A 21118-nucleotide genomic window follows, 5' to 3' on the forward strand; every position below is an offset into this window, starting at 1 on the left:
GCCGCGCTCAGTGCGCGTGATGCGCACAGACAGCCAGCGCGCGGGCGTGTCCCACCCGTTCCGGCAAGGCTGGCCCGTCACCCCCGGTGGACAGCAAGCGCTCGTATTCGCGCCTGACGAGGCCGTAGCACTCGCAGACGTGCAGCTCCAGCCGGACCCGGTCGATCACCGTGATGTGGCCGCGGCTGTAGTGGATCAGCCCGAGATTCGCCAGTTTCCTGGCGGCCTCGGTCACGCCCTCGCGGCGCACGCCCAGCTTGGTGGCGATGACCTGTTGGGTAATGGCGATCTCGTTCGAGCAAAGGCGGTCGACGGCGAGCAGCAGCCAGCGGCAAACCTGCTGGTTAAGCGAGTGATAGCGGTTGCACACCGCGGTCTGCGCGATCTGCGTGAGCAATGCCTGCACGTACAGCAGGGTCAGCCGCAGGATGGCCGGTGAGCGCAGCAGTTCTTGCCGCAGCTTGTTTGCCGCGAGCCGGTAGCCGAACCCGGGCGTGTGCACCTCCAGCCGGTAGGGCATGGCATTGCCCCCCGTCACCACCGGGATGCCGACCATGCCCTCGTTGCCGACCGTGGCGATCTCGACGGTGGTGGCGTCCTCCAGGAAGGACAGCATGGAGACGACCGCCGTGGTCGGGAAATACACATGATTGGTATGCTGCCCGCAATCGGTCAGCAGTTGCCCGGGGCGCAGGCGCACCAGTTCGAGGTGGTTGGAGATGGCCTCCCAGTCGCCGCGCGGCAAGCCGCGCAGGAGGTGATTGACGTCCGGAGCTAATCGCTGGCTGTGCATCACGTGTTTCCCCCTGCAAGACCCTAACTGCCCAACTGCCTGCCCCGCCAGCCCTGGTTTATTTGCCCAGCTGCTTGGTGAAGAACAGGGTCTGGATGGTCGGCGTAATCTGCTCGAGCACCCGGTTAAAGCGCACGGCATCCGACGTGCCCACGTACACCACGTCGAGCGGCTCCATGCGGAACTGCGTCGACAGCAGCAAAGCATCCACCTGTGTCATGTCAAGCCGGTACACGGCTGGCTGGGTCGGGTTCTCGCGCGCGCCGCGGATCACGAAGACCTGGCGCGGGTCGGCAGCGCGGATGTCGATGCTGTTGACGCCGGCAAGCGCGTCGGCCAGCGTGAGGCGGCCCTTGTTCATCAGCAGCGAGGTCGGCTTGACCACTTCGCCCATCACGAAGATCCGGCTGGAGAGCCGGTCGGGCACGTTGATGATGTCACCGCCCTGCAAGAGGAAATCGCCAACGCCATTGCGCCGCTCGGTCAGCGTATCGAGATCCAGCTCGTAGACCTTCTCGCCGCGCGTCAGCCTGACCTTCTGCACGTCGGCATCGGGCAATGTGCCGCCCGTGCGCGCAATGGCGTTGATCATCGAGAGCGGCACATCGGTGACTTGCAGCGATCCCGGGTTCTTCACCAACCCCGTGACGTCGATCCGGCTATTGCGGTACGACACCACGCGCACGTCGACCCGTGGGTCCCGGATCTCCTTGGACAGCGCCGTGGAGATCATGCTGCGCACCTGCTCCACGGTCTTTCCGCCAACCCGCAGCATGCCCACGGGCGGATAGTAGACCTCGCCATTGGCGCCGACGCGAAACCCGTTCTGCTCCAGCGGCGCCTGCTGTTGCCCGCCGTCGGCGCCGGGCGCGATCGGAATGGGCTGCATGTTCGCCGCGCTGGAACTCAGCTGCGGGTTGTACAGCACCGTGACGCCCAGCAGGTCCTGCGGGCCGATGCGGTACTCGTACTTCGCGATGCTCTGGGCAAGGTTCGCGCCCGTGGCAGGCGTCACCTGGCTGTTGGTCGTGGCAACCGCGTCAATCTGGCGGGAGATCACCGCCGAGTTGATCAGTTGCACCGGGTAAGCTTCCGTACCCGTCTTGGCGCCGATGTCGTCATGCAGGCGGCTGGAGTCCAGTGCCGGGCCCGGCGCCCACGCGCATCCGCCAAGCACGGCAACGAATGCAAGAGCGGGAAAGATCCTGGTTGCCATGGCAGCGTCTCCTAGTCGTGAACCGCATTCAAGTCGTTCGAGGGCGCTGTGCCTGCAACGATCCATCTGGGGTTCCGCCCCCGGATAGCCGCAAGATTCGCGCCAATACCTGGTCTTTATGTACGTTAGGCCACAGTCGTGCAGGCACGCCTGCGCCCAGGCGTGGCCCCCGAAGTCACTCCTCCCGCAAGGGCACCAGGCCCTGCGCCGCGGCCGCCATGCCTGCGCCCGCCAGCGTCATCGCTTGCTCAGGCTCGCGTGCAGGCGCCCTGCGCTGCGGCGTGCCGTCGCTCGCGTAGGTCGCGCACGGCATGCCGAGCTCCCGTGCGATGTGCCCGCCCAGGCGCAATGCCAGCGCAGCAATGGTGATGGTGGGAAAATTCGCGCCGACGGTCGGGAACACCGAACTGCCGGCCACATAGAGATTCGAGATGCCGTGGACGCGGCTATTGCGGTCCACCACTCCCATTGCTGGCGAATCATGCATGCGTGTGGTGCCCATGTGGTGCCAGGTGCCTTCGAGCGCGGCCGGCCAGGGCTGGCCCTCCACGGGTGGATCCAGCGTGACTTGCGCCACGCCGCTGCTTTGCAGCTCCTGCGCCAGCAGCGCAAAGGTGCGGTCGAAGGTACGCTGCACCAGGCTGCCCACGCGCCAGTGCACGCGCACTCGCGGCACGCCGAGCCGGTCGCGGTGTTCGGACAGCGTCACCCGGCTGTCCGGATCGGGATCGGCCTCCACGATAGCCTGCATCTTGACGTCGGTGATCAGCGAGCGCGGCTGCATCAGCCGGGTCAGCCCGAAGCCCACGGTGTCGACCGGATGCGCGGCCATGGTCAGCAGGTCCCGGGTGAGGCTGTGGCCTGGCTGGTCCTTCTTCAACAGTGCCTGCTTGGTGCGGAACAGCGCCTCCGCGCCCTTGCTGCCTTCGCCGTAGAACATCGAGAAGAACCACACCCGCGCATTGAGCAGGCCTTCGCGCTCCAGCACCGCGGGCTTGAGCGCGAACTGCGAAGACACGTAGGTGCCGTTGGCACTCACCGCGGCGTTCTGGTAGTGGTACTTGATGTCGTAGAGCTTGTTGCGCGCCCATCCCTTGTTGAAGCGGACACTGCCGGACATCAGCCGCGGATGGTCCATGAAATAGCGGCCCACCAGATCCGCGCCGTTGCCCAGGCCGGCAGGCTGCACCTTGTTCGATGCCAGCAGCAGGCGCGCGTTTTCGATGCCGCCCGTGGCCAGCACGAACAAGCGCGCCGCCACCTTGACGTGCCGCCCGCTGAGCGTGGCGACCGAGACCTCCGTCACCGCCGTGGCATCGGCATTGGTGCCGATATCGACCACGTTGGCATAGAGATACACCTTGACGCGATGCGACTGTTCCAGTGGCTCGCGGTACAGCTTGCCAAAGCGGGCCGGTGGGCTGAACTGCGAGATCGTGTCGCGGACATGCTCGCCGATCAGCGGCAGGCGCCGCACGTCCGGACGGCGGATGGCGGCCTCCCAGTATGCGGGATCGAAGTTGTTGGGCCCGAGCTTGAGCAGCGCATGGGTGCGTTCGTAGTATGGGGTGAGCTCATCGAGCCCGAACGGCCAGCCGCTGTGCGCCACCCAGCTGCGCTTTTCCAGGTCCCACGGGTCCAGCGGGCGGCACCAGCCACCCCAGCAATTGCTGCTGCCGCCGAGAAAGCGGCTGCGGCTGCCATCGGCGAAGGTGTAGGGCAGCCCGATGTTCTCGCCGCGATAGAGGTCGCGCGTGTCGTCGTCGGCCTTGTAGCCGCCGCTCTCCAGCAAGCAGGCATCGATGCCCAGCCGCTGCATCTCCAGCGCCAGCGTGATGCCAGCCACCCCGGCGCCAATGATGCAGACGGTGGCATGCACCACGGTGTCCTCTTCGAGCTTTCTGGTGTCGATGAACATCTACTGCTCCCCCTGTTGGCCGGCTTCAGAATGGATTGCCACTACCCTTCCCGCTTCCATCTTCGTACGGCGCCCTCGCTCGCGTGCGCCAACATTGCGCTAACCGCGGCCAAGCGCGTGCGCTGCCGGACCCATGCCGCATCCCGTATCAGGCATCCCGGCCCAGCCACTCGGGCTCCATCACGGCCTGCGCCGGCTCGCCGGACTGCAGCACGCGCAGCAGGTCGCGAGCCATGCTTTCCACGGTGAAGCGCCGGTTGAACGTGGCCTTGGCGCAGGCGCGCATCTGCACGCGCTGGGCGTCGTCCATGGAGAGCCAGCGGCGCAGCAGCGCCTCGCATCCTTCGACGGTGTCGGGCGCGGCAAGGCCCGCGCCGTCGCGCTCGATCTCGCGCCAGATGTTGACCTTGTCGGAGATCAGCGCGGGCACGGCGCAACCCAGCGCCTCGGCCACCGCGATGCCGAAATTCTCCTGGTGCGAGGGCAGCGCGAACACATCGCTGGCGTAGAACGCACCCCACTTCATCTCTGCGCGCAGCATGCCGGGCCAGCTCACGCGTGCGTCGATGCCACGCGCCGCGGCCTGCGATTGCAGCCGCGGCACCCATCCAGCGCTATCGGGGCCCGCGATCACGAGGTGCGCCTGCGGGTCCAGCGCCGCCACGCGGGCAAAGGCGTCGATCAGCAGGTCGCAGCCTTTCTTCTCGTGCACGCGGCCAAGAAACAAGACGATGCGCTTGCCGCGCAGCTCGGGGTATGCCGCCAGGAAGCGCTCGCGCAACGCCACGCCGTCGGCGTCGTGCTCCGGGGGCGGCGGCTGCGTGCCAAGGCTCACGACCGATTCCCTGGCGCGGTACAGCCAGAAGGACTGGCCGGCCAGGCGCCGCTCTTCCTCGGCGGTAAACAACACGGCTCGCGCGTCGCGCAGTACGCGGTACTCGGCCCACGGCCAGTAGAGCCACTTCTTCAGGTGCTTGCGCGGGTAGGCGCGCTTGAACCAGGGATCGAGCATGCCGTGCGGGTAGACGTAGTACGGCACCTGCAGCTTGCGCAGTGCGCGCCATGCGCCAAAGCCATGGTATTGCCACAGGCCGTTGATGATGACCGCATCGAACTCCTGCGCATGCTCGCGCAGCCAGGGCACCAGGCGCGGCGAGTAGTGGTAGTAGCCGCGCGCGGGGCCCAGCACATGCAAAGGCAAGGGGAAATCGGCCAGGTAGGGGGCATCCGGCGGATCGAGTGACAGCACCTCCACACGATGGCCCTGCGCGACAAGCTGGGCGCTGCCCTGGCGCACGCATTCCACCGGTCCGCCCAGCCTGGGATCGATCGATGAAAGCAGGTGAAGGATGTTCATCGGTCGACTCCTTGCGGGGCAAATCGCAGACGCTTGGGCGCGCGCTCTGGCTGGTCATCGCTGGCCGCGCTGGCAGCCGGCGCATGGGCTATTGTTCTCAGCATCGACGCATAGGGCCCGGGCCCGAGCGCGGGCGCCCCCGCCAGCGGGGCTCGTCTGGGCCTTCGCTGTCTTGCCTGTTGCGCCTGCCGCGCGCGTTCGGCCGCCGCCGCGCCCTGCGCGGCGAGCCTAGCGGCCGTCGAGCGCGCCAGCTGCGCATGCGTGGCCACCAGCAAGCCCAGCGCCACGCCGTACACCACGCCGGAGAAGCGCGGGCCCAGCGGATTGCCGCCGATCGACGTGGCCGGCAGCGCCGCCAGCACCAGCAAGGCGCGGCCCATCACGGCCAGGTTGGGCGCGTTCGGCGCCACGCGCCGCCAGTGGCGATAGGCCATGCTGCCTCGATAGAGCGAGAACAGCACGATGGCGGGAAACGCAATGCCAAACAGCAAGCCGCCCGCGAACAACTGGTAGACCCAAAAGTTATGTCCCGCCGTCCATTCGTTGATGGCGTAGAACTCTTTCTCGCTCATCTGCCCGGAGAGCGCCTTCAGGTAAGCGGGCGAGTAGCGATAGAAATGCCCGTAGCCTTTGCCGACCACGAGCGAGGTCGCGTTCGAGGTGACCTGGTCATACTGGTCCTTCAGCTCGGCGAGCCGGGTGGCGGTCGTCGGGTCGATGCCGGATGCGGTAGCCTTGCCCGCCGCAATCCGCTGGGTCCAGTGCGCGGCGACGCTCGGGAACAGCGCCGAGCCGATCAACGCGGTGCCGCCTACCAGCACCGTGGTGATGACGACCGCGCGCAGCACCGCCTTGAGCAGATGGCGCAGCGACGCCGCGCTCAACCACGTGGCAAAGCAGAACAGCAACGCCGTGCCGACCAGCAAGCTGCGCGTGACGCTGAGCATCTCGATGGTCACGGTGCCGATGAACAGCAGCACGGTGAACCTGGTCACGCGCCTGGCAATGACGAACTCGTGCAGCAGCACGCCCTGCGTCGCCAGGAAAACCACCGAGACAATGCGGAACCGCACCGTCTCCAGCCCGCCCCCCACCGCCATGCCGTAGGCAAAGCTGAACAGCAGCGACGTCACCATGGCGGCGAACATCGCCGACTCGATCTGCGTCAGGCGCTCTTGCGGCCACGGATGGCGCGCGGCCAGGTAGCCGATCAGGAACAGCATGAACGGCAACAGCACGCGCAGGTAATTGCCGACATCGTTGCCCTGGACCAACTGCGGGACGATGCTGCCCGGCACGGTCAGCAGCAATGCGGCCATGACCACCGAGCTCAGCCGGGTGCGCGTGACAAAGCGCGGCGCGATCAAGGCCAGGGCAATGCCCGCTGCGATCACCGGCAGGGTCAGCAGGATCTGCGTCAGGCGGCTGCCGTTTTCATCGACACTTTTGAAATCCACTGCCAGCGGGCATAGCATCAGCCATATCCAGATGGTCGCGAAGCGGTTGCGCATGGCAGGCCCTCCTTCATCCGTTGGCGGCTTGCACTGGTACGGCCGGTGCCTGGGCCGCGGATGCGGGCGGCACTGTCGACGGCACCGCAGGCGGCACCACAGGCGACACTACGCGCGGGCGCGCCAGCCGGCGCCGCAACTGCCGGCGCATCGGCTCCTCGACATAGCGGTAGATGGCCAGGCTCAGCAAGATGGCCAGCGCCACCGCCAGCCAGCCTGCCTGCTGGCGCCAGCCGGCCAGGTAAGCCAGGCGCGCCAGCGGTACGTGAATCAGGTAGAGCGCGAAGCTGGCTTCGCCAAGCGACACCAGCCAGCGCCGGTGCAGCACGCCTGCCACCGGCCGCTCCAGCAAGGCAAGGCCAAGGATCAGCGCGCCAAAGAACGGCGCCTGCAGGTAGAAGGCGGGACTGAGCGGGCGCAGCACCGCCAGCGTGCCGACCGCGCAAACCGCCACCGCCACCAAGCCCATGCCCAGCGTGTGCCAGCTGCCGCCGGCGCCACGCAGCCGCGCGTAGGCAATGCCCGCGCAGACACCGAGCACGAACTCGAACAGGTGGGTCAGCGGAAACTGCGCCACCAGGAAGCCATGCCGGGACGGCGGCAGCACCGCCAGCAGCAGCGCGATCCAGGCACCTTGCAACAGCCACAGCGCCAGGCACAGCAGCGCGAGCGCGCCGCTGCCACGCTTTTCCAGCCGGCGTAGCAGCAACGGAAACAAGGCGTAGAAGAAGGCCTCGCAGGAGATGCTCCAGGCCGGTCCGTTCCAGGGCTGGTTGAGCGCCGAGAACGGCAGCCACGCGGTCAGCGCCAGCAACTGGGCCACGAGGCTCGCCGCCAGCATGGCCAAGTACGACCCCTTGAGCCCATACCACTCGCGCAACAGCTCGCCGTCGCCCGTATGCAAGAGCCACACCGTCACCGGCAGCGATAACAGCAGCGACAGCACCAGCACCGGGTAGATCCGGGCGAAGCGCGCCGCGTAGAACGCGGCAGCGCCGCCTGGCAGGCCGATCTTGCCCCGGTAGGTGAAGGTCAGCACAAAGCCGGACAGCACGAAGAACAGCGAGACAGCCGGGCGGCCGCCGTCCGCCAGCTGCAGGAACCACGCCGGGCCGTTGAGCACGCCGATCTCGGTGAAGTGGCAGAGCACGACGGTCAGGGCCGCCAGGAAGCGGATGCTGGTGAGCGCGGGCAATGTTCCCACGGCATGGCTTGTCGTCGCCGTGCCGTAAGGCTGCGCTGCCACGCGGCTTTGTGCTGGCGCCGCTCCTGGTTGTGTCGCTGACATGCCTCACCTCCCCTGTCCTTGTCTTTGCGCCAGGTTCTGCGCCCGCATTCTTGTTGTTGCGAACGCGATGCCCGGCCTACGCCACCTGCTCCGCCCATTGCCCATCGCGCCCATCGCGCCTGCTCCACCTATTCCGCCTTCTCCGGCTGCAACACGTTGGCCGGCAGTTCCTCCGCCACGCGGGGCTCGCCCGCCGCGGGCCGGGCCGCGCCTTCGCCGCACAAGGCGCGCAGCCTGGCGTCGAAGCGGGACAGCACGGCGGCGGCGGACAGCGTGGCCTCGGCGTAGCCGCGCGCCGCGGCCCCCAGCTCCGCACGCAGCGCGGGCGATGCCGCGAGCCGCTTGATGGCGCCCGCCAGTGCCTCGACGTCGTCCGGGGGCACCGCAACCCCGCGCGGCGATACCGCCGCGAACAGCTCGGTCCCCGGCAGCGCCATGGCGACGATGGCGCGGCCGCTGGCAAACATGCCGGTCAGCTTGGAGGGCATGACCAGGTCGGCCGCATCGCCGCGCTGGGGCAGCACATGGATGTCCGCCAGGTTCAACAGCTCGTTAAGCCGGTCGACGGGCTGCAGCGGCAGGAAGCGGCAGTTGTCCAGCCCGGCGCAGTGGGTTTCCAGCATGGCCCGGGCCGGGCCGTTGCCGCAGAAGACAAAGGTGATGCCGGCATTGCCGGCCAGTGCGGCAACCGCGCACACCAGGATGTCCAGTCCTTGCTTCTCGCCCATGTTGCCCGCATAGAGCACCACCTTCTGGTCCGGCGGGATGCCGAGCTCCTCGCGATAGGTGCTGGGCCGCTCCAGCGGGTAGATGGCGGTGGTGTCCACCCAGTTGGGCAGGCGGAACACGCGCGTGCTGGCCACGCCCTTGCGCACCGCATGCTCGGCCATCTTCTCCGAGATGGTGGACACCACGTCGAAGCCACGCATCAGCAGGCGCTCCGTGGCAAGCGCCGCGCGCCGCAGCCTTGCGCCTTTGAGCATGCCCAGCTCAAAGGCAGCGTCGACTTCATAGTCCTGCACGTGCAGCCAGGTCCTGGCGCCGGCCAGGCGCGCCACCACCCATGTGGCGGGCACGCTCATCAGGTTGGGCGCGATCGCCATCACGGCGTGCGGGCGCCATAGCACCTGCCTGAACAAGGACGGCAGCACGCCAAGCGCGAAGCTGGCGAGGTGCAGCACGCGCGTGGCGCCGGTCGGGCGCGCGGGCACCCATAACGGCGCGCGATGCACCTGGACGCCGCCGCGCAGCTCGCGGGTGTAGCGCCAGGCCGAATATCCATCGCCCACGCGCCAGCCCGGGTAGTAGGGCGGCGCGCAGACCACGCGTACCTCATGCCCGCTGGCGGCCAGCGCTTCGGCCATCTCGGCGGTGTATTTGCCGATGCCGGTCAGCTCCGGCGCATAGTTCTGTCCGCAGATCAGGATTCTCACGGGACTCTCCATTTGGTTCTGCGTGTGTCACTCCGACAGCGTGACGCCTTCCTCCCGGCCAGCCGGCCGGGGAGCGCTGCACATGCAGCGAACGCGCGCAACCCTCCCTGCCATGGCCGCAAGGGCCATCGCAAGGTCAAGACACGCGGCAGGAAGAAAGGCGGGCTGGGCCCGGATCCTGGGTTCTGGCCTAGGTCTGCACGCCCGTTCGCTGATGCACTTCCGGCTCGCTCAGCATCGCGGCGCAGCCGCGCGCGATATTCGACGCGGCGTTCGCCGGATCGAAGCGCCGGATCACGGACAGGCAACGCTCCGCGGTGGCCTGGGTATCCGCGAACGCCGCCAGCGCGCGGGTCATGCCGGCCTGCAGCGCCGCGGCACTGCGCGCCGGCACCGCAAACCCGGTCTCGCCCTCGAGCACCAGCTCCGGCACGCAGCCGCAGCTCTCGCTGACCACCGCCGGGCAGCCGTGGGCGAGCGCCTCGTTGACCACCAGGCCCCACGGCTCGCTATGGCTGGGCAAGACCATGCAGGCCGCCCCGTAATACTCCCTGGACAGGCCTTCGTCCTGCAGGCTGCCGACCTGGCATACCGCGGCCTCAATGCCAAGCTCCGTAGCCATCTGGCGCAGGGTGCCGGCCATCGGCCCGGTGCCGACCAGCCGCAGCGTTGCCGAGGGCATCGTCTTGTGCAGGCCAGCGAAGGCTTCCAGCAGGGTGTCCAGCCCTTTTTCTTCCGACAGGCGGCCCACATACAGGATCACCGGCGCACCGTCGGCACGATGCTTCAGGCGCTCCTGCAGGGCTTGCTCCGGCTTGTAGGTGGCCGGCATGGCGGCCGCCTGGCAGGGCGTGAAGATCCGCTCCGGCTTGGCGCCGAGCGACATCAGGTATTCGCGGCTGCGCTCGCCAAAGCCAAAGTAGCCGTGGCACAGCGAGAAGAACACGCGCTTGGGAATGGAGGTCAGCATGCGCCGCGGCCGGTCCCGCCCGGTGGAGTCGCAAAACACCGCGCGCCGCTTGCCGGTGACGATGCAGGCCAGCAGCATCGCCCAGTATTCCGGGCGGTGGTAGCCCGGCAGCACCACCAGCTCGCCCTTGGCCTTGAGCACTTCCCAGGTCAGGCGCGCCGTCATCTTCCAGCGCGGCACATCCTCATAGCAGCCGGCGTACAGCTGGTGCATGGGATAGTTGTGAAACGAGTAGTCGACATCCGAGAAGCCGAGCCGGAAGTGCTCCGTCTCCGCGATCTGCACCATGTCGTAATGGATCGAGCTTGCCGCAGACTGGCTGTGCAGCGCCGAGAACACCGCACCCTTGTGGCGCGACCAGACTACGTTGTGGAATATCGTGACTGAGCCTGACATTGTTATCTCCTCTTTGCGGTCACTCGATAACGGCACCGGAGAGCGCTGTTGCCCCTGCCTGCTCGACCCTGGGCAACCCCTCATCCATGCGCCGCGAATACGCCTGGTAGATGGCGGAAATCCCTTCATCAAGGCCGATCGCAGGCCGCCAGCCGATCTGCCCCAGTTTCGAAACATCAAGCAGCTTGCAAGGCGTGCCGTCAGGCTTGGAGGTATCGAACACGAGTTCGCCCTCGAAGCCGGCAATGCGGCAGATCCGCTCCGCAAGCTCGCGGATCGGCAAGTCCCGCCCCGTGCCAACGTTGAATACGCCATGCGGCACCTCGCGCTCCAGCAGGAACAGCGTGGCCGACGCGAGGTCATCCACATGCAGGAACTCGCGTCGCGGCTTGCCTGTGCCCCAGATGGTCATGCTCGGGGCGCCTTGCCGGGTTGCCGTGCAGGCCTTGCTGATCAGCGCCGGCAGCACGTGGCTGGTGGCGAGGTCGTAGTTGTCGTTGGGGCCGTACAGGTTGGTCGGCATCACCGAGAGATAGCGTGTGCCGAACTGCCGGTTGTAGGCCTCGCAGAGTTTCAGCCCGGCGATCTTGGCGATGGCGTAGGCCTCGTTGGTGGGCTCCAGCGCGCCCGTCAGCAGGTACTCCTCGCGGATGGGCTGCGCGCAGTCGCGTGGATAGATGCAGGAAGAGCCAAAAAACACCAGCCGCCCCACGCCTGCCTGGTACGCGGCGTGGATCACGTTGGTCTCGATGACCAGGTTCTCGTACAGGAAGCTGGCCGGCCGCGTGGCATTGGCAAGGATGCCGCCGACGCGCGCCGCGGCCAGCAGCACCACCTCGATGCCCTCGTCGGCAAAGAAGCGGTGCACCGCGCCCTGGTCCGTCAGGTCCAGCTCGGCGCGGTCCCGCGTCACCAGGTTGCGGTAGCCATCGGCCCGCAGCCGCCGCACCAGCGCGGAGCCCACCATGCCGTTGTGGCCTGCGATAAAGAAGACGGTGTTCTTGTCCATGGTGCTTACTCGTGGTGTTCCAGCGCCTGGAAGCCGGCCAGCGTCACCAGCGCATCGCGCCGGGCGATCTGGAAGTCGGCACGGACCATCTCCTTGACCAGCTTGGAGAACGGCGTACGCGGTGCCCAGCCCAGCTTGGCGTGGGCCTTGGACGGGTCGCCCAGCAAGGTTTCCACCTCGGTGGGCCGGAAGTAGGCCGGATCCACGCGCACGATCACCTTGCCCGGGGTGAGCTTGGTTTCCTTGCCCCTGACCGACTCCACGATCCCGACCTCATCCACGCCGCTGCCCTCGAATCGCACGGTGACGCCGAGCTCGGCAGCGGCGCACTGGACGAACTCGCGCACGCTGTACTGCTCGCCGCTGGCGATCACGAAGTCCTCCGGCTGGTCCTGCTGCAGCATCAGCCATTGCATCTCCACGTAGTCGCGTGCATGGCCCCAGTCACGCAGCGCGGACAGGTTGCCCAGGTAGAACTCGTCCTGCAGCCCGACCGCGATGCGCGAGATCGCCCGCGTGATCTTGCGGGTGACGAAGGTCTCGCCGCGCACCGGAGACTCATGATTGAAGAGGATGCCGTTGCAGGCGTACATGCCGTAGGCCTCGCGGTAATTGACCGTGATCCAGTAGGCATAGAGCTTGGCCACCGCGTATGGGCTGCGCGGATAGAACGGCGTGGTTTCCTTCTGCGGGATCTCCTGCACCAGCCCGTACAGCTCGGAGGTGGAAGCCTGGTAGAAGCGTGTTTTTTTCTGCAGCCCGAGGATGCGGATGGCCTCCAGGATGCGCAGCGTGCCAAGGCCGTCGGCATTGGCCGTGTACTCGGGTTCCTCGAACGAGACGGCCACATGGCTCTGGGCCGCCAGGTTGTAGATCTCGTCGGGCATGACCTGCTGGATGACACGCAGCATGCTGGTGGCATCCGTCAGGTCACCGTGGTGCAGGAAGAAGTGCCGGTCGGGATCGTGCCGCTCGCGGTAAAGGTGATCGATGCGGTCTGTATTGAACAGGGAGGTGCGGCGCTTGATGCCGTGCACGTCGTATCCCTTTTCGAGCAGCAACTCAGCCAGATAGGAACCGTCCTGCCCGGTAACACCAGTGATCAGAGCAACCTTGCGCGTCATTATCGTTCTCCCGCCTTGCGTTGGTAATGCTTGGTATGGATGTCGAGTCAGCGGCCCCCCGCGGCCCTACTTCACCCGTCCTTCGTAGCCGTAGTACTCGGTGTAGCCCGTGCGCAGCAGCAGTGGCGGCTTGGGGACGTCGGTCAGCAGCACGCCATGCAGGGTCACGCCGCCGTTGGTCAGGCGCCGCGCGGTCTCGGTGACCTCGGCCGCGGAATGCCGGCCGTGGCGCACCACCAGCAAGGTGGTGCCCGCATGCCGCCCGAGCAGCGTGGCATCCGTGACAGCGAGCACGGGCGGCGTGTCGATGATGACCATGTCGTAGCGTTGCTTGAACAGGTCCAGCATGGCGTGGAAGCGATCGCTCATCAGCAGCTCCGCCGGATCGGGCGGCAAGCTGCCGCGGGTCAGCACATCCAGGCCCGGCAGCACCTCGCGGATCACCACGGAGTCGATGTCCGTGCCCATCAGCGTGTCCGCCAGCCCCGGCACCTGCGACAGCCCGAAGTGCACGTGAACCTCGCCGCGCCGCATGTCGCCGTCGATCAGCAGCACGCGCTTGCGCCCTGACGCGACCAGCGCGGCCAGGTTCACGGACAGGAACGACTTGCCGGCATCCTGGCGCGAGCCGGTCAGCATCACGACGTTGTTGCGGGCGGTGTGCAGCGCGTACTGCAGCGTGGTGCGCAAGGCGCGCACGCCTTCCACCGCGATGTCATCCGGCGCGCGTGCCGCCAGCACCCCCAGCCCGCTGCTGCCGGAGGCGCGCAGCTCGCGCTGCAGGCGCAGCTGCGTCTGGCTGCGCGGCACCACCGCGCAGACCGGCACGCCCAGCATCCGCTCGATCTCTTCCGGATGCTCCACGCCGCCATACAAGGCCTTGCGCAGGAAGGCCAGCAAGGCCCCCAGCACCAGGCCGATGCCGCCGCTGATCAGCACCAGCATGGCGCGTTGCGGACGGATCGGATCGTCCGCGGGTTCGGCGAAGTCCACCACGCGCACGTTGCCGACCTGGCCTGCCTTGACGATGCGCAGTTGCTGCGCGTTGTTGAGCAGGTTGGTATAGAGCTCGGTATCCACACGCACGTCCCGCTCCAGCCGCAGCGCGGTCTGCTCGGTATCGGGCAACACGGAGACGCTGCGGCGCAGCGTGCTTTGCTGCGCGCTCAGCGTTTCGATCTGCGCCATCAGCGCCACCACCGCCGGATTGGCGTCGGTGTAGTGCGTACGGATCTCGGCCAGCCGCGTCTGCAAGCGGGCCAGGCTGGTCTTGTTCTCCACGATCTGCTGCAGCAGCAGCCGGCTTTCCTCGCCGAGGTTGACGGTGCCCTGCCGATTGCGAAAGGAGTTGTAGCGCTCCTCCGCCAGGTCGAGCTCCTTGCGCAGCGCCGGTAGCTGCTGGTCCAGGAACGCCAGCGTGTGCTCGGCCTCGGCGGAGCGCCGGCCAATGTCCTGCTGCACGAACTGGCGCGCGACGGTGTTGACGATGTCAGCGGTGAGCTTGGGGTCCGGCCCTTCCAGGCTGGCGCGGATGATGCCGGACTGCAGGGCGGACTCGGCCACCGCGAGCGCGCGCTGGATACGCTCCACCGTGCCGATGGTGGATGCGCGCACCAGCTCGAACTGCGACCCGTTGCGCGCGACCAGTGCATCCACGCGGATGCGCACCGGGCCCAGCGCGGTGGTGCCGGTGGCCTCCTCGCCAACCCGGCCCTGCAGCACCGCATTGCCTTCGGGGTCCCGCAGCGTATAGGTGTGCGCGCTGTCGGCGATCAGCTTGAACACCTTGCCGTAGTACTTCTGCGGCGTGTCGAGCTGCGAGATCGTGATGGCTTCCGCGCCCCATGCGTACTGCGACAGGCCAAGCAGTTCCGTGGGCGGCGCCAGCCCGCTGTTGTACGCCGCCAGCCATGCGCCGATCACCGGGAAGTAGCGCGGCCTGGCCGCGATGTCCAGATGCAGCTTGCGCACCGCCTCCTCCACCACCAGCCGGGACCGGATCAGCTCGATCTCGGCCGCCGTGGAGGAGTTGGGATCGAAGATCGAGGACAGCGTCTGCAGCGACGAGCCCTGGTTGGCATTGGCGGCGTTGCCGCCCTTGCTCTCCTCCACCTGGATCATGGCGTCGGCGCGGTAGACCGGTTTCTGCAGCAAGGCGTAGACGGTGCCCAGCACCAGCGCCAGCAAGGTGACGGCGGCAATCATGCGCCAGTGGTCGACCAGCGTCACCAGGTAGTCGGACAGCCGAAGCTCGGCCGGGCCGCTGACATCGGTGTATTGGGTGTCGAATGAGGTAGCCATGTCTTGTTGACTTCCATCTAACTATCGCTTCCCGCCGGCAACGCTCAAGCGCGCGCCGCGGCCCCGTCCTTGCGCTCCGTACAGCGCAGCTCAGTACGGCTCAGTAAGCGTTGCGATGCACCAGGCCCTTGACCACCGTGGCGGCAATGATCCGCATATCGAGCGCGAACGACCAGTTGCCCAGGTAGTACAGGTCGCAGGCGATGCGGCCTTCCATCTTCTCGATGCGATCCGTCTCGCCGCGGTAGCCGTTTACCTGGGCCCAGCCGGTAATGCCGGGCTTGACGCGGTAGCGGTGGATGTAGCCGCTGACCAGCTTCTGGTACTGGTCGTCATGCTCGATGGCATGCGGGCGCGGCCCCACCACCGACATGTCGCCGCGCAGCACGTTGAAGAATTGCGGCAACTCATCCAGGCTGGTGCGCCGCAGGAACGCGCCCACGCGCGTGATGCGCGGATCGTTGCGCCTGGCCTGGGTCACCACGCCGGCCGGCTCGGCATGCGTGCGCATGGAGCGGAACTTGTAGATGGTGAAGATGCGCCCGTCGGTGCTCTTGCGCTTTTGCTTGAACAGCACCGGCCCGCGCGACGACAGCTTGACGGCGATGGCGATCGCGATCAGCAGCGGCGACAGTCCGATCAGCGCGGCCGCGGCAAAGAGGCGGTCGAACACGTCCTTCTGGCGCAGCGCGGAGGCCGATAGCGGCGACGCCACCAGGTTGATCGCGGGCATGCCGATCAGCTCGATGGTGCCGCTGTCGAACAACGCCAGGCTGTGCAGGTCCGGCATGAAGCGGACATTGACCAGTTCGTCGCGGAACTCCTCCACGAACTCCAGGATGATGCGCTCCTCCGACAACGGCAGCGCCAGCCACAGTTCGTGGATATCCTGCGAGCGGATATAGCGGTGGAAGGCGGCGCGATCGTCGAAGGTTGGCACCTTGGCATTGAGGCTGCCGCCCTGCGGCGCCACGTTGAACGCCGCCACCACGCGAAAGCCGGAGGCAGGCGCGGCCACGCCGCGCCGGATGACCGCGCTGCAGTGCGCACCGCAGCCAACCACGGCGACCTTGTGCAGGTTCATGCCTGCGCTGCGTACCTGGCCCAGCACCGCATGGGTCATCAGGCGCGACACGATCAGCATGGCGCCGGTGGAGCCCGTCCAGTAGACGAACCACAGCCGCGAAACGATGTCGATGTGGTGCAACGAAAACAACACCATGACGCCGCTGAACTGCACCAGCAGCCAGGCCAGCGCGATATGGCCGGCCAGCCCAATCTTGGAGCGCCCGCGCCAGGACTCGTAGATGCCGAAGGCAGGAAACAGGGCCAGCGTGAACGCGACGGAGAGCGCGATGAACACGTCGTAGAACGTGCGCTGCGACATGTCGTTAAAGCGCATGTGCGAGGCAATCGCGGCACCGGCAAACACCAGCGCGACATCCAGGAGGCGCGCCAGCAACCCTTCGATCTTGAGCATGTTCCTCTCCCCGTTCTTCCCAGCCCTTCGCGTTTCTTCACCACTCGTTGCCTGGCTTCCTGCTTGACTTCCTTCACGTCACCTTCCAGCGCGCCACGCCACGTTTTCCTGGCGCGCCGCACGCGGCCTCCCCGTGGTCGCGTCCGGCTGCGCCCGCGTGGCCCGGCGGTTCTTCGTTCCTTGCCCCTTGCGCCTTACGCTTGTGGTCCCGGGCAGCGGCCGTAGGTATCGTCGACGCGCACGATGTCGTCTTCGCCCAGGTAGCCGCCTGACTGGATCTCGATGATCTCCAGCGGGAGCTTTCCCGGGTTCTCCAGGCGATGCAGCACGCCGAGCGGAATGAAAGTGGATTGGTTCTCGCTGAGCAGGAATTGCTCCTCGCCGCGCGTGACCATCGCCGTGCCGCTGACCACCACCCAGTGCTCGGCGCGGTGGTGATGCAGCTGCAGCGACAGGCGCGCGCCCGGCTGGACCACGATGCGCTTGACCTGGAAGCGATCGCCATGCTCGATGGAGTCATAGAAGCCCCAGGGCCTGCGCACCTTGCGGTGCGCGTCGGCCTCCGGCGCGTGCAGGATCTTCATGCGCGCGACCACATCCTTGACGTCCTGCACATGCGAGCGATCCACCACCAGCACCGCATCCGCCGTCTCCACCACCACGATGTTGCTGGTCCCGACGCATGCCACCAGGCGCCCGTCGGAATGGACATAGCTGGAGTGCGCGCCTTCGAACACCACGCGGCCGCGCCCGGCGTTGCCTTCGGCGTCCTTGTCCATGGCGTCCCACACGGCGTCCCACGAGCCCAGGTCCGACCAGCCCGCCTCCAGCGGCACCACGACACCCCGGCACGGCGAGGCCGGGTGGTCCAGGCGCTCCATCACGGCGTAGTCGATCGAGTCCGACGGGCTCAGGAAGAACTGCCGCGACGCGGGGCGGAAGAACTGGCCCTCTTGCTTGCCCTCGGCCACCGCCGCGGCGCACATCTCGTGGATGGCGGGATGCAAGGCCTCGATCGCCTTCATCCAGACCGTGGCGCGCACGACGAAGATGCCGCTGTTCCACCAGTAGTTGCCACTGGCCACGTACTGCGCGGCAAGCTCGATGGCCGGCTTCTCGACGAAGCGCTCCATATGGCGCACGCCGTCGGGCAGCAGCTCGCCAAGCTTGATGTAGCCATAGCCCGTGTCGGGCCGCGTGGGCGGCACGCCAAGGGTGACGATGGCCCCCTCGCTGGCATGCGCGGCCGCGATCGACAGCGCCCGGTGAAAGGCATCGGTATCGGCAATCGCGTGGTCGGCCGGCATGACCACCAGGATGGCGTCCTCGCCGTCGGCCAGCGCCAGCGATGCCGCCAGCGTGAGCGCGGGCGCCGTATTGCGCCGGACCGGTTCCACCACCAGCCGGCCTTGCATGCCGCTGGCCTGCAATTGTTCGCTGGTGATAAAGCGATGCTCGTCGCCGCAGACGATGATGGCGTTGGGCTCGATTTCGTGGCCCGCGGAGAAGCCCTGCATGCGCAGCAGCGTGGATTGCAGCAGCGAGTCCTTGCCAACCAGGTCGATCAACTGCTTGGGGAAATGCTCTCGCGACAGCGGCCACAGCCGCGTGCCCGCGCCGCCGGCCAGCACCACGGGCGCAATGCGCAGCCGCACGGGCGTGCCCGGCGCCTGCGCGACGGTGTCCCCGGCTTGCACGGCAACAGGCTCCAGCACTTTATTCGACATGATCCAGCCCTCCCTGGTCGGGCGCCGCGCTCTCGCGCAAGCGGCCCGTGGCGCCAATCGTCTACGCGGGGCAATTCGCGAACCTGCGGACCTGCTGACCCGCCGCCGGTCAGGCACGCCCTTCATGCCCCGCATGCCCCACATGCTCGCTACCCCACTGCGCTGACCTTGCTGCGTTGACGGTATTCCGTTGGGGAAATCGACATGCGCTTGCGGAAGATCTTGGCCAGCCGGTCGCCATTGCCCATGCCGCAACGCCGCGCCACCTTGTCGACAGGCAGCTCCGTCTCGGCCAGGAAACTGCATGCGGTATCCAGGCGGGCATGCAGCAGGTAGTCGGACGGCGTCACCCCCATTTCCAGCTTGAAGCGGCGCAGGAAGTTGCGCTCGCTCATGGCCGCCACCTGCGCGGCATCGGACACGGAGATGGATTGCTCGCAGTGCTCATGCAACCAGCGCGCGGCCGCGCGGATCTTGTCGCCCGCGCTGGTCGCACCGGTATCCGCGAGCCTGGGCATCAGGCGGGCGGTCCAGGCGGGCATCACCCGGGTACCGACCGCGCGCGCCACGTCCAGGCCGAGATCGCGCTTGATCAGCGTCAGCGCGCCCCTGACGAGTTCGTACTGCTCGCCGGACTCGTCCGAGGCGTGCAGCCCGAACACGGGATGGCGATGCTCGTCCTCGTGCGGCTTGAGCACGCCGGCCGCCGCCAGCACGGCACGGCCTTCGGCGATGGGCCGCACCGTGGGCGTGCGGGGGGAGACAACGCGCAGCCAGCGCAGCAGCCGCTCGTCCGCCGCGGCGGCATGAGCGCCCGCGCCACCGGCGATGAAGAGCACATCGAAGCCGACGAACTGGCGCGGATCGAGCCCGTCGGTCCAGACCCGTACCGACGCGGAGCAGGCGACGCTGCCCCCGTCGACGGAAAGCAGACGCACGTCGTAAGCGGATTCTTTGGCGGGATCGGACGCGGAACATTCATTAGCGGTCTGGAATAGTTCAGCCACCAAACCCGCGCCCAATAATGAAAAACCATCGAACAGTAAAATGCCGACGCGCCGCACGGCGCACTTTGAACGGTTAGTCGAGGCATGAAGCCAACTAACCGTTGCGGGCTCAAGTTGGGCATACGGCATGATTTTCCCCCAAAGAATTGTTGATCCGTTCTTGCGCGAATTTATTGGTGTTGCAATGCATCGTAGCGATCCCGAATCCGAGAAATGTGTCCGTGTCGGAAAGTAGCGAGATGTTGGCGGAAGGTGTCCGCCCGCTCCAAAATTTCATGCAAGACGTTGTAAATACAGCCTTTCCGGGTAGCGACCTCACCTCAAATCGCTTGTCCCAGCGTGCTGTTCTGCAACCAGCTCCTACTCTATGAGGAATGATGCGTCGCAGCAAACCCTGCACCAATCCGTGCGTTGGTTACCGAACATAAGGGTCGCAAAAGGTGCATGAGAGCGGGAATCCGACATTAACTCCACGATTCCCGGCGGACCCGCATCCACACCAGATAACATAAAAATCATTTCTAAACATTAAAAATTATGACAAATTAATTAATGCGCCAGATCAGCAGTGCGGATATATCGCACGATGGCCGTCCCGGATTTTTTCTGTCACGGCCTCGATTAATGAAATAATTGTGTCTGCCCGGGGCGCAGCAGGGCTTCGCCGTCACAACACAGACGGCTTGCTTGACCTGGGGGACTGAAAGGCGGAGCGACGGCGGCCGGGTACCTGGCCCGGCGCAGCCCGGTGACTTGCACAGTAGTGCGAGCGTGCGTGACTAGTCTGTTGGCGCCGCGGTGCGCAACACTGCCCGTAGCGCGCGGCCCTGTGCATGCGCAGATTTGGGGCGGCAGGCCAACTTCATCCCTGCCAGCGCGCGCGCATGATGTGCAGCACTTCCGCCAGCGCGAAGCCGGCTTCCGCACCTCGCCACTGCGCCAGTGCCGTGACGCCTTCGATGCTGACCAGGTGCCCGGCGCCCTCATGCATTTGCGAGCGGTGCCTGCGCAACGCCTCCACCTTGCGCGACCACGTGGCGCTCACATCGATATAGAGCGAGCCGCCCAAGGGATTGACAATGCCGCCACCGCCCCAGCACGTGGCCGGATATTCATAGGCCGCCACCAGGCGGGGGGCATGCTTGGCGGGGTTCAGGCGCGTCGCGGCAACGCCGGCCTCCCAGCAATAGCGGTGGTCCTGGTGCGAAGACGACAGCGGAATCAGCACCTCGTCCGGCTCGAAGCGATTCTGCAGCGCGTCCAGCATGCCAACCATCTGCGCACGCGGGAAGCTGTCGAGCACGCCGTCGAGCCCCCTGGTGAGGACCTCGGTCGTCTGTACGCCAAGCACGGCCATCGATTCGGAGAATTCGTCCAGCCGTTCTTGTTCGGTGACCTCGCGGCCAAGGCAGAGCGACTGGCTCTTTCCTACCGTTGCCAGGGCCACCATCACTTCGCCGCCGGCATCGATGACCCGTGCCAGGTAGGCGCCCACGCCCAGCTCCGCGTCGTCCGAGTGCGGGCTCAGCACCAGTACACGCTTGCGTTCCATATCTCCTCCTGTTCTTATCCCGTGATGCCAGGCGCC

15 protein-coding genes are annotated in these 21118 nt (G+C 66.8%); all 15 read right to left on the reverse strand.

From position 1 onward, the window contains the following. Positions 1-7: 7 nt before the first annotated feature. Positions 8-793, reverse strand: coding sequence for a Crp/Fnr family transcriptional regulator (locus AB4061_RS12720; protein WP_441634192.1), 786 nt, complete (start codon positions 791-793; stop codon positions 8-10). Positions 794-851: 58 nt separating this feature from the next. Continuing rightward, a complete protein-coding gene (locus AB4061_RS12725; RefSeq protein WP_441634194.1) occupies positions 852-2009 on the reverse strand; it encodes a polysaccharide biosynthesis/export family protein in 1158 nt (385 codons plus the stop codon). A gap of 175 nt (positions 2010-2184) precedes the next feature. Beyond that, positions 2185-3927, reverse strand: a complete 1743-nt coding sequence (locus AB4061_RS12730) for an FAD-dependent oxidoreductase (protein ID WP_441634196.1) — start codon at positions 3925-3927, stop codon at positions 2185-2187. A gap of 148 nt (positions 3928-4075) precedes the next feature. Beyond that, positions 4076-5284, reverse strand: a complete 1209-nt coding sequence (locus tag AB4061_RS12735) for a glycosyltransferase (protein ID WP_441634198.1) — start codon at positions 5282-5284, stop codon at positions 4076-4078. Beyond that, positions 5281-6795: a hypothetical protein gene (locus AB4061_RS12740; RefSeq protein ID WP_441634200.1), complete on the reverse strand. Its 1515-nt coding sequence runs from the start codon at positions 6793-6795 to the stop codon at positions 5281-5283. Before AB4061_RS12740 ends, AB4061_RS12735 begins: the two co-directional genes overlap by 4 nt. A gap of 13 nt (positions 6796-6808) precedes the next feature. After that, complete coding sequence (locus AB4061_RS12745) at positions 6809-8083, reverse strand: acyltransferase family protein (RefSeq protein WP_441634202.1); 1275 nt, start codon at positions 8081-8083, stop codon at positions 6809-6811. Between the two features lie 128 nt (positions 8084-8211). Further along, positions 8212-9516 (reverse strand): glycosyltransferase WbuB, encoded by a 1305-nt coding sequence (locus AB4061_RS12750; RefSeq protein WP_441634204.1) that lies wholly within the window; start codon positions 9514-9516, stop codon positions 8212-8214. A 190-nt stretch (positions 9517-9706) separates the two neighbouring features. Then, on the reverse strand, positions 9707-10882 hold the full coding sequence (locus tag AB4061_RS12755) for a glycosyltransferase family 4 protein (protein WP_441634205.1): 1176 nt from the start codon (positions 10880-10882) through the stop codon (positions 9707-9709). A gap of 19 nt (positions 10883-10901) precedes the next feature. Then, complete coding sequence (locus tag AB4061_RS12760; RefSeq protein WP_441634207.1) at positions 10902-11891, reverse strand: GDP-L-fucose synthase family protein; 990 nt, start codon at positions 11889-11891, stop codon at positions 10902-10904. Between the two features lie 5 nt (positions 11892-11896). Further along, entirely contained in the window at positions 11897-13015 is a 1119-nt protein-coding gene (gene gmd / locus AB4061_RS12765; RefSeq protein WP_441634209.1) for a GDP-mannose 4,6-dehydratase, read from the reverse strand. A 66-nt stretch (positions 13016-13081) separates the two neighbouring features. Then, positions 13082-15316 (reverse strand): polysaccharide biosynthesis tyrosine autokinase, encoded by a 2235-nt coding sequence (locus tag AB4061_RS12770; protein WP_441634211.1) that lies wholly within the window; start codon positions 15314-15316, stop codon positions 13082-13084. Positions 15317-15416: 100 nt separating this feature from the next. Next, the gene (locus AB4061_RS12775; protein ID WP_441634213.1) at positions 15417-16796 is read right to left on the reverse strand and encodes an undecaprenyl-phosphate glucose phosphotransferase; all 1380 of its coding nucleotides are present in this window, start codon (positions 16794-16796) and stop codon (positions 15417-15419) included. Positions 16797-16990: 194 nt separating this feature from the next. Next, positions 16991-18523, reverse strand: a complete 1533-nt coding sequence (locus AB4061_RS12780; protein WP_441634215.1) for a mannose-1-phosphate guanylyltransferase/mannose-6-phosphate isomerase — start codon at positions 18521-18523, stop codon at positions 16991-16993. Positions 18524-18672: 149 nt separating this feature from the next. Beyond that, complete coding sequence (locus AB4061_RS12785; RefSeq protein ID WP_441634217.1) at positions 18673-19659, reverse strand: GlxA family transcriptional regulator; 987 nt, start codon at positions 19657-19659, stop codon at positions 18673-18675. Between the two features lie 733 nt (positions 19660-20392). Continuing rightward, positions 20393-21082 carry a PIG-L deacetylase family protein gene (locus AB4061_RS12790; RefSeq protein ID WP_441634219.1) on the reverse strand — a complete coding sequence of 230 codons (690 nt, stop codon included), beginning with the start codon at positions 21080-21082 and terminating at the stop codon, positions 20393-20395. Positions 21083-21118 lie beyond the last annotated feature (36 nt).

The sequence above is a fragment of the Cupriavidus sp. YAF13 genome (genome assembly GCF_052113425.1).
In the GTDB taxonomy this organism is placed as follows: domain Bacteria; phylum Pseudomonadota; class Gammaproteobacteria; order Burkholderiales; family Burkholderiaceae; genus Cupriavidus.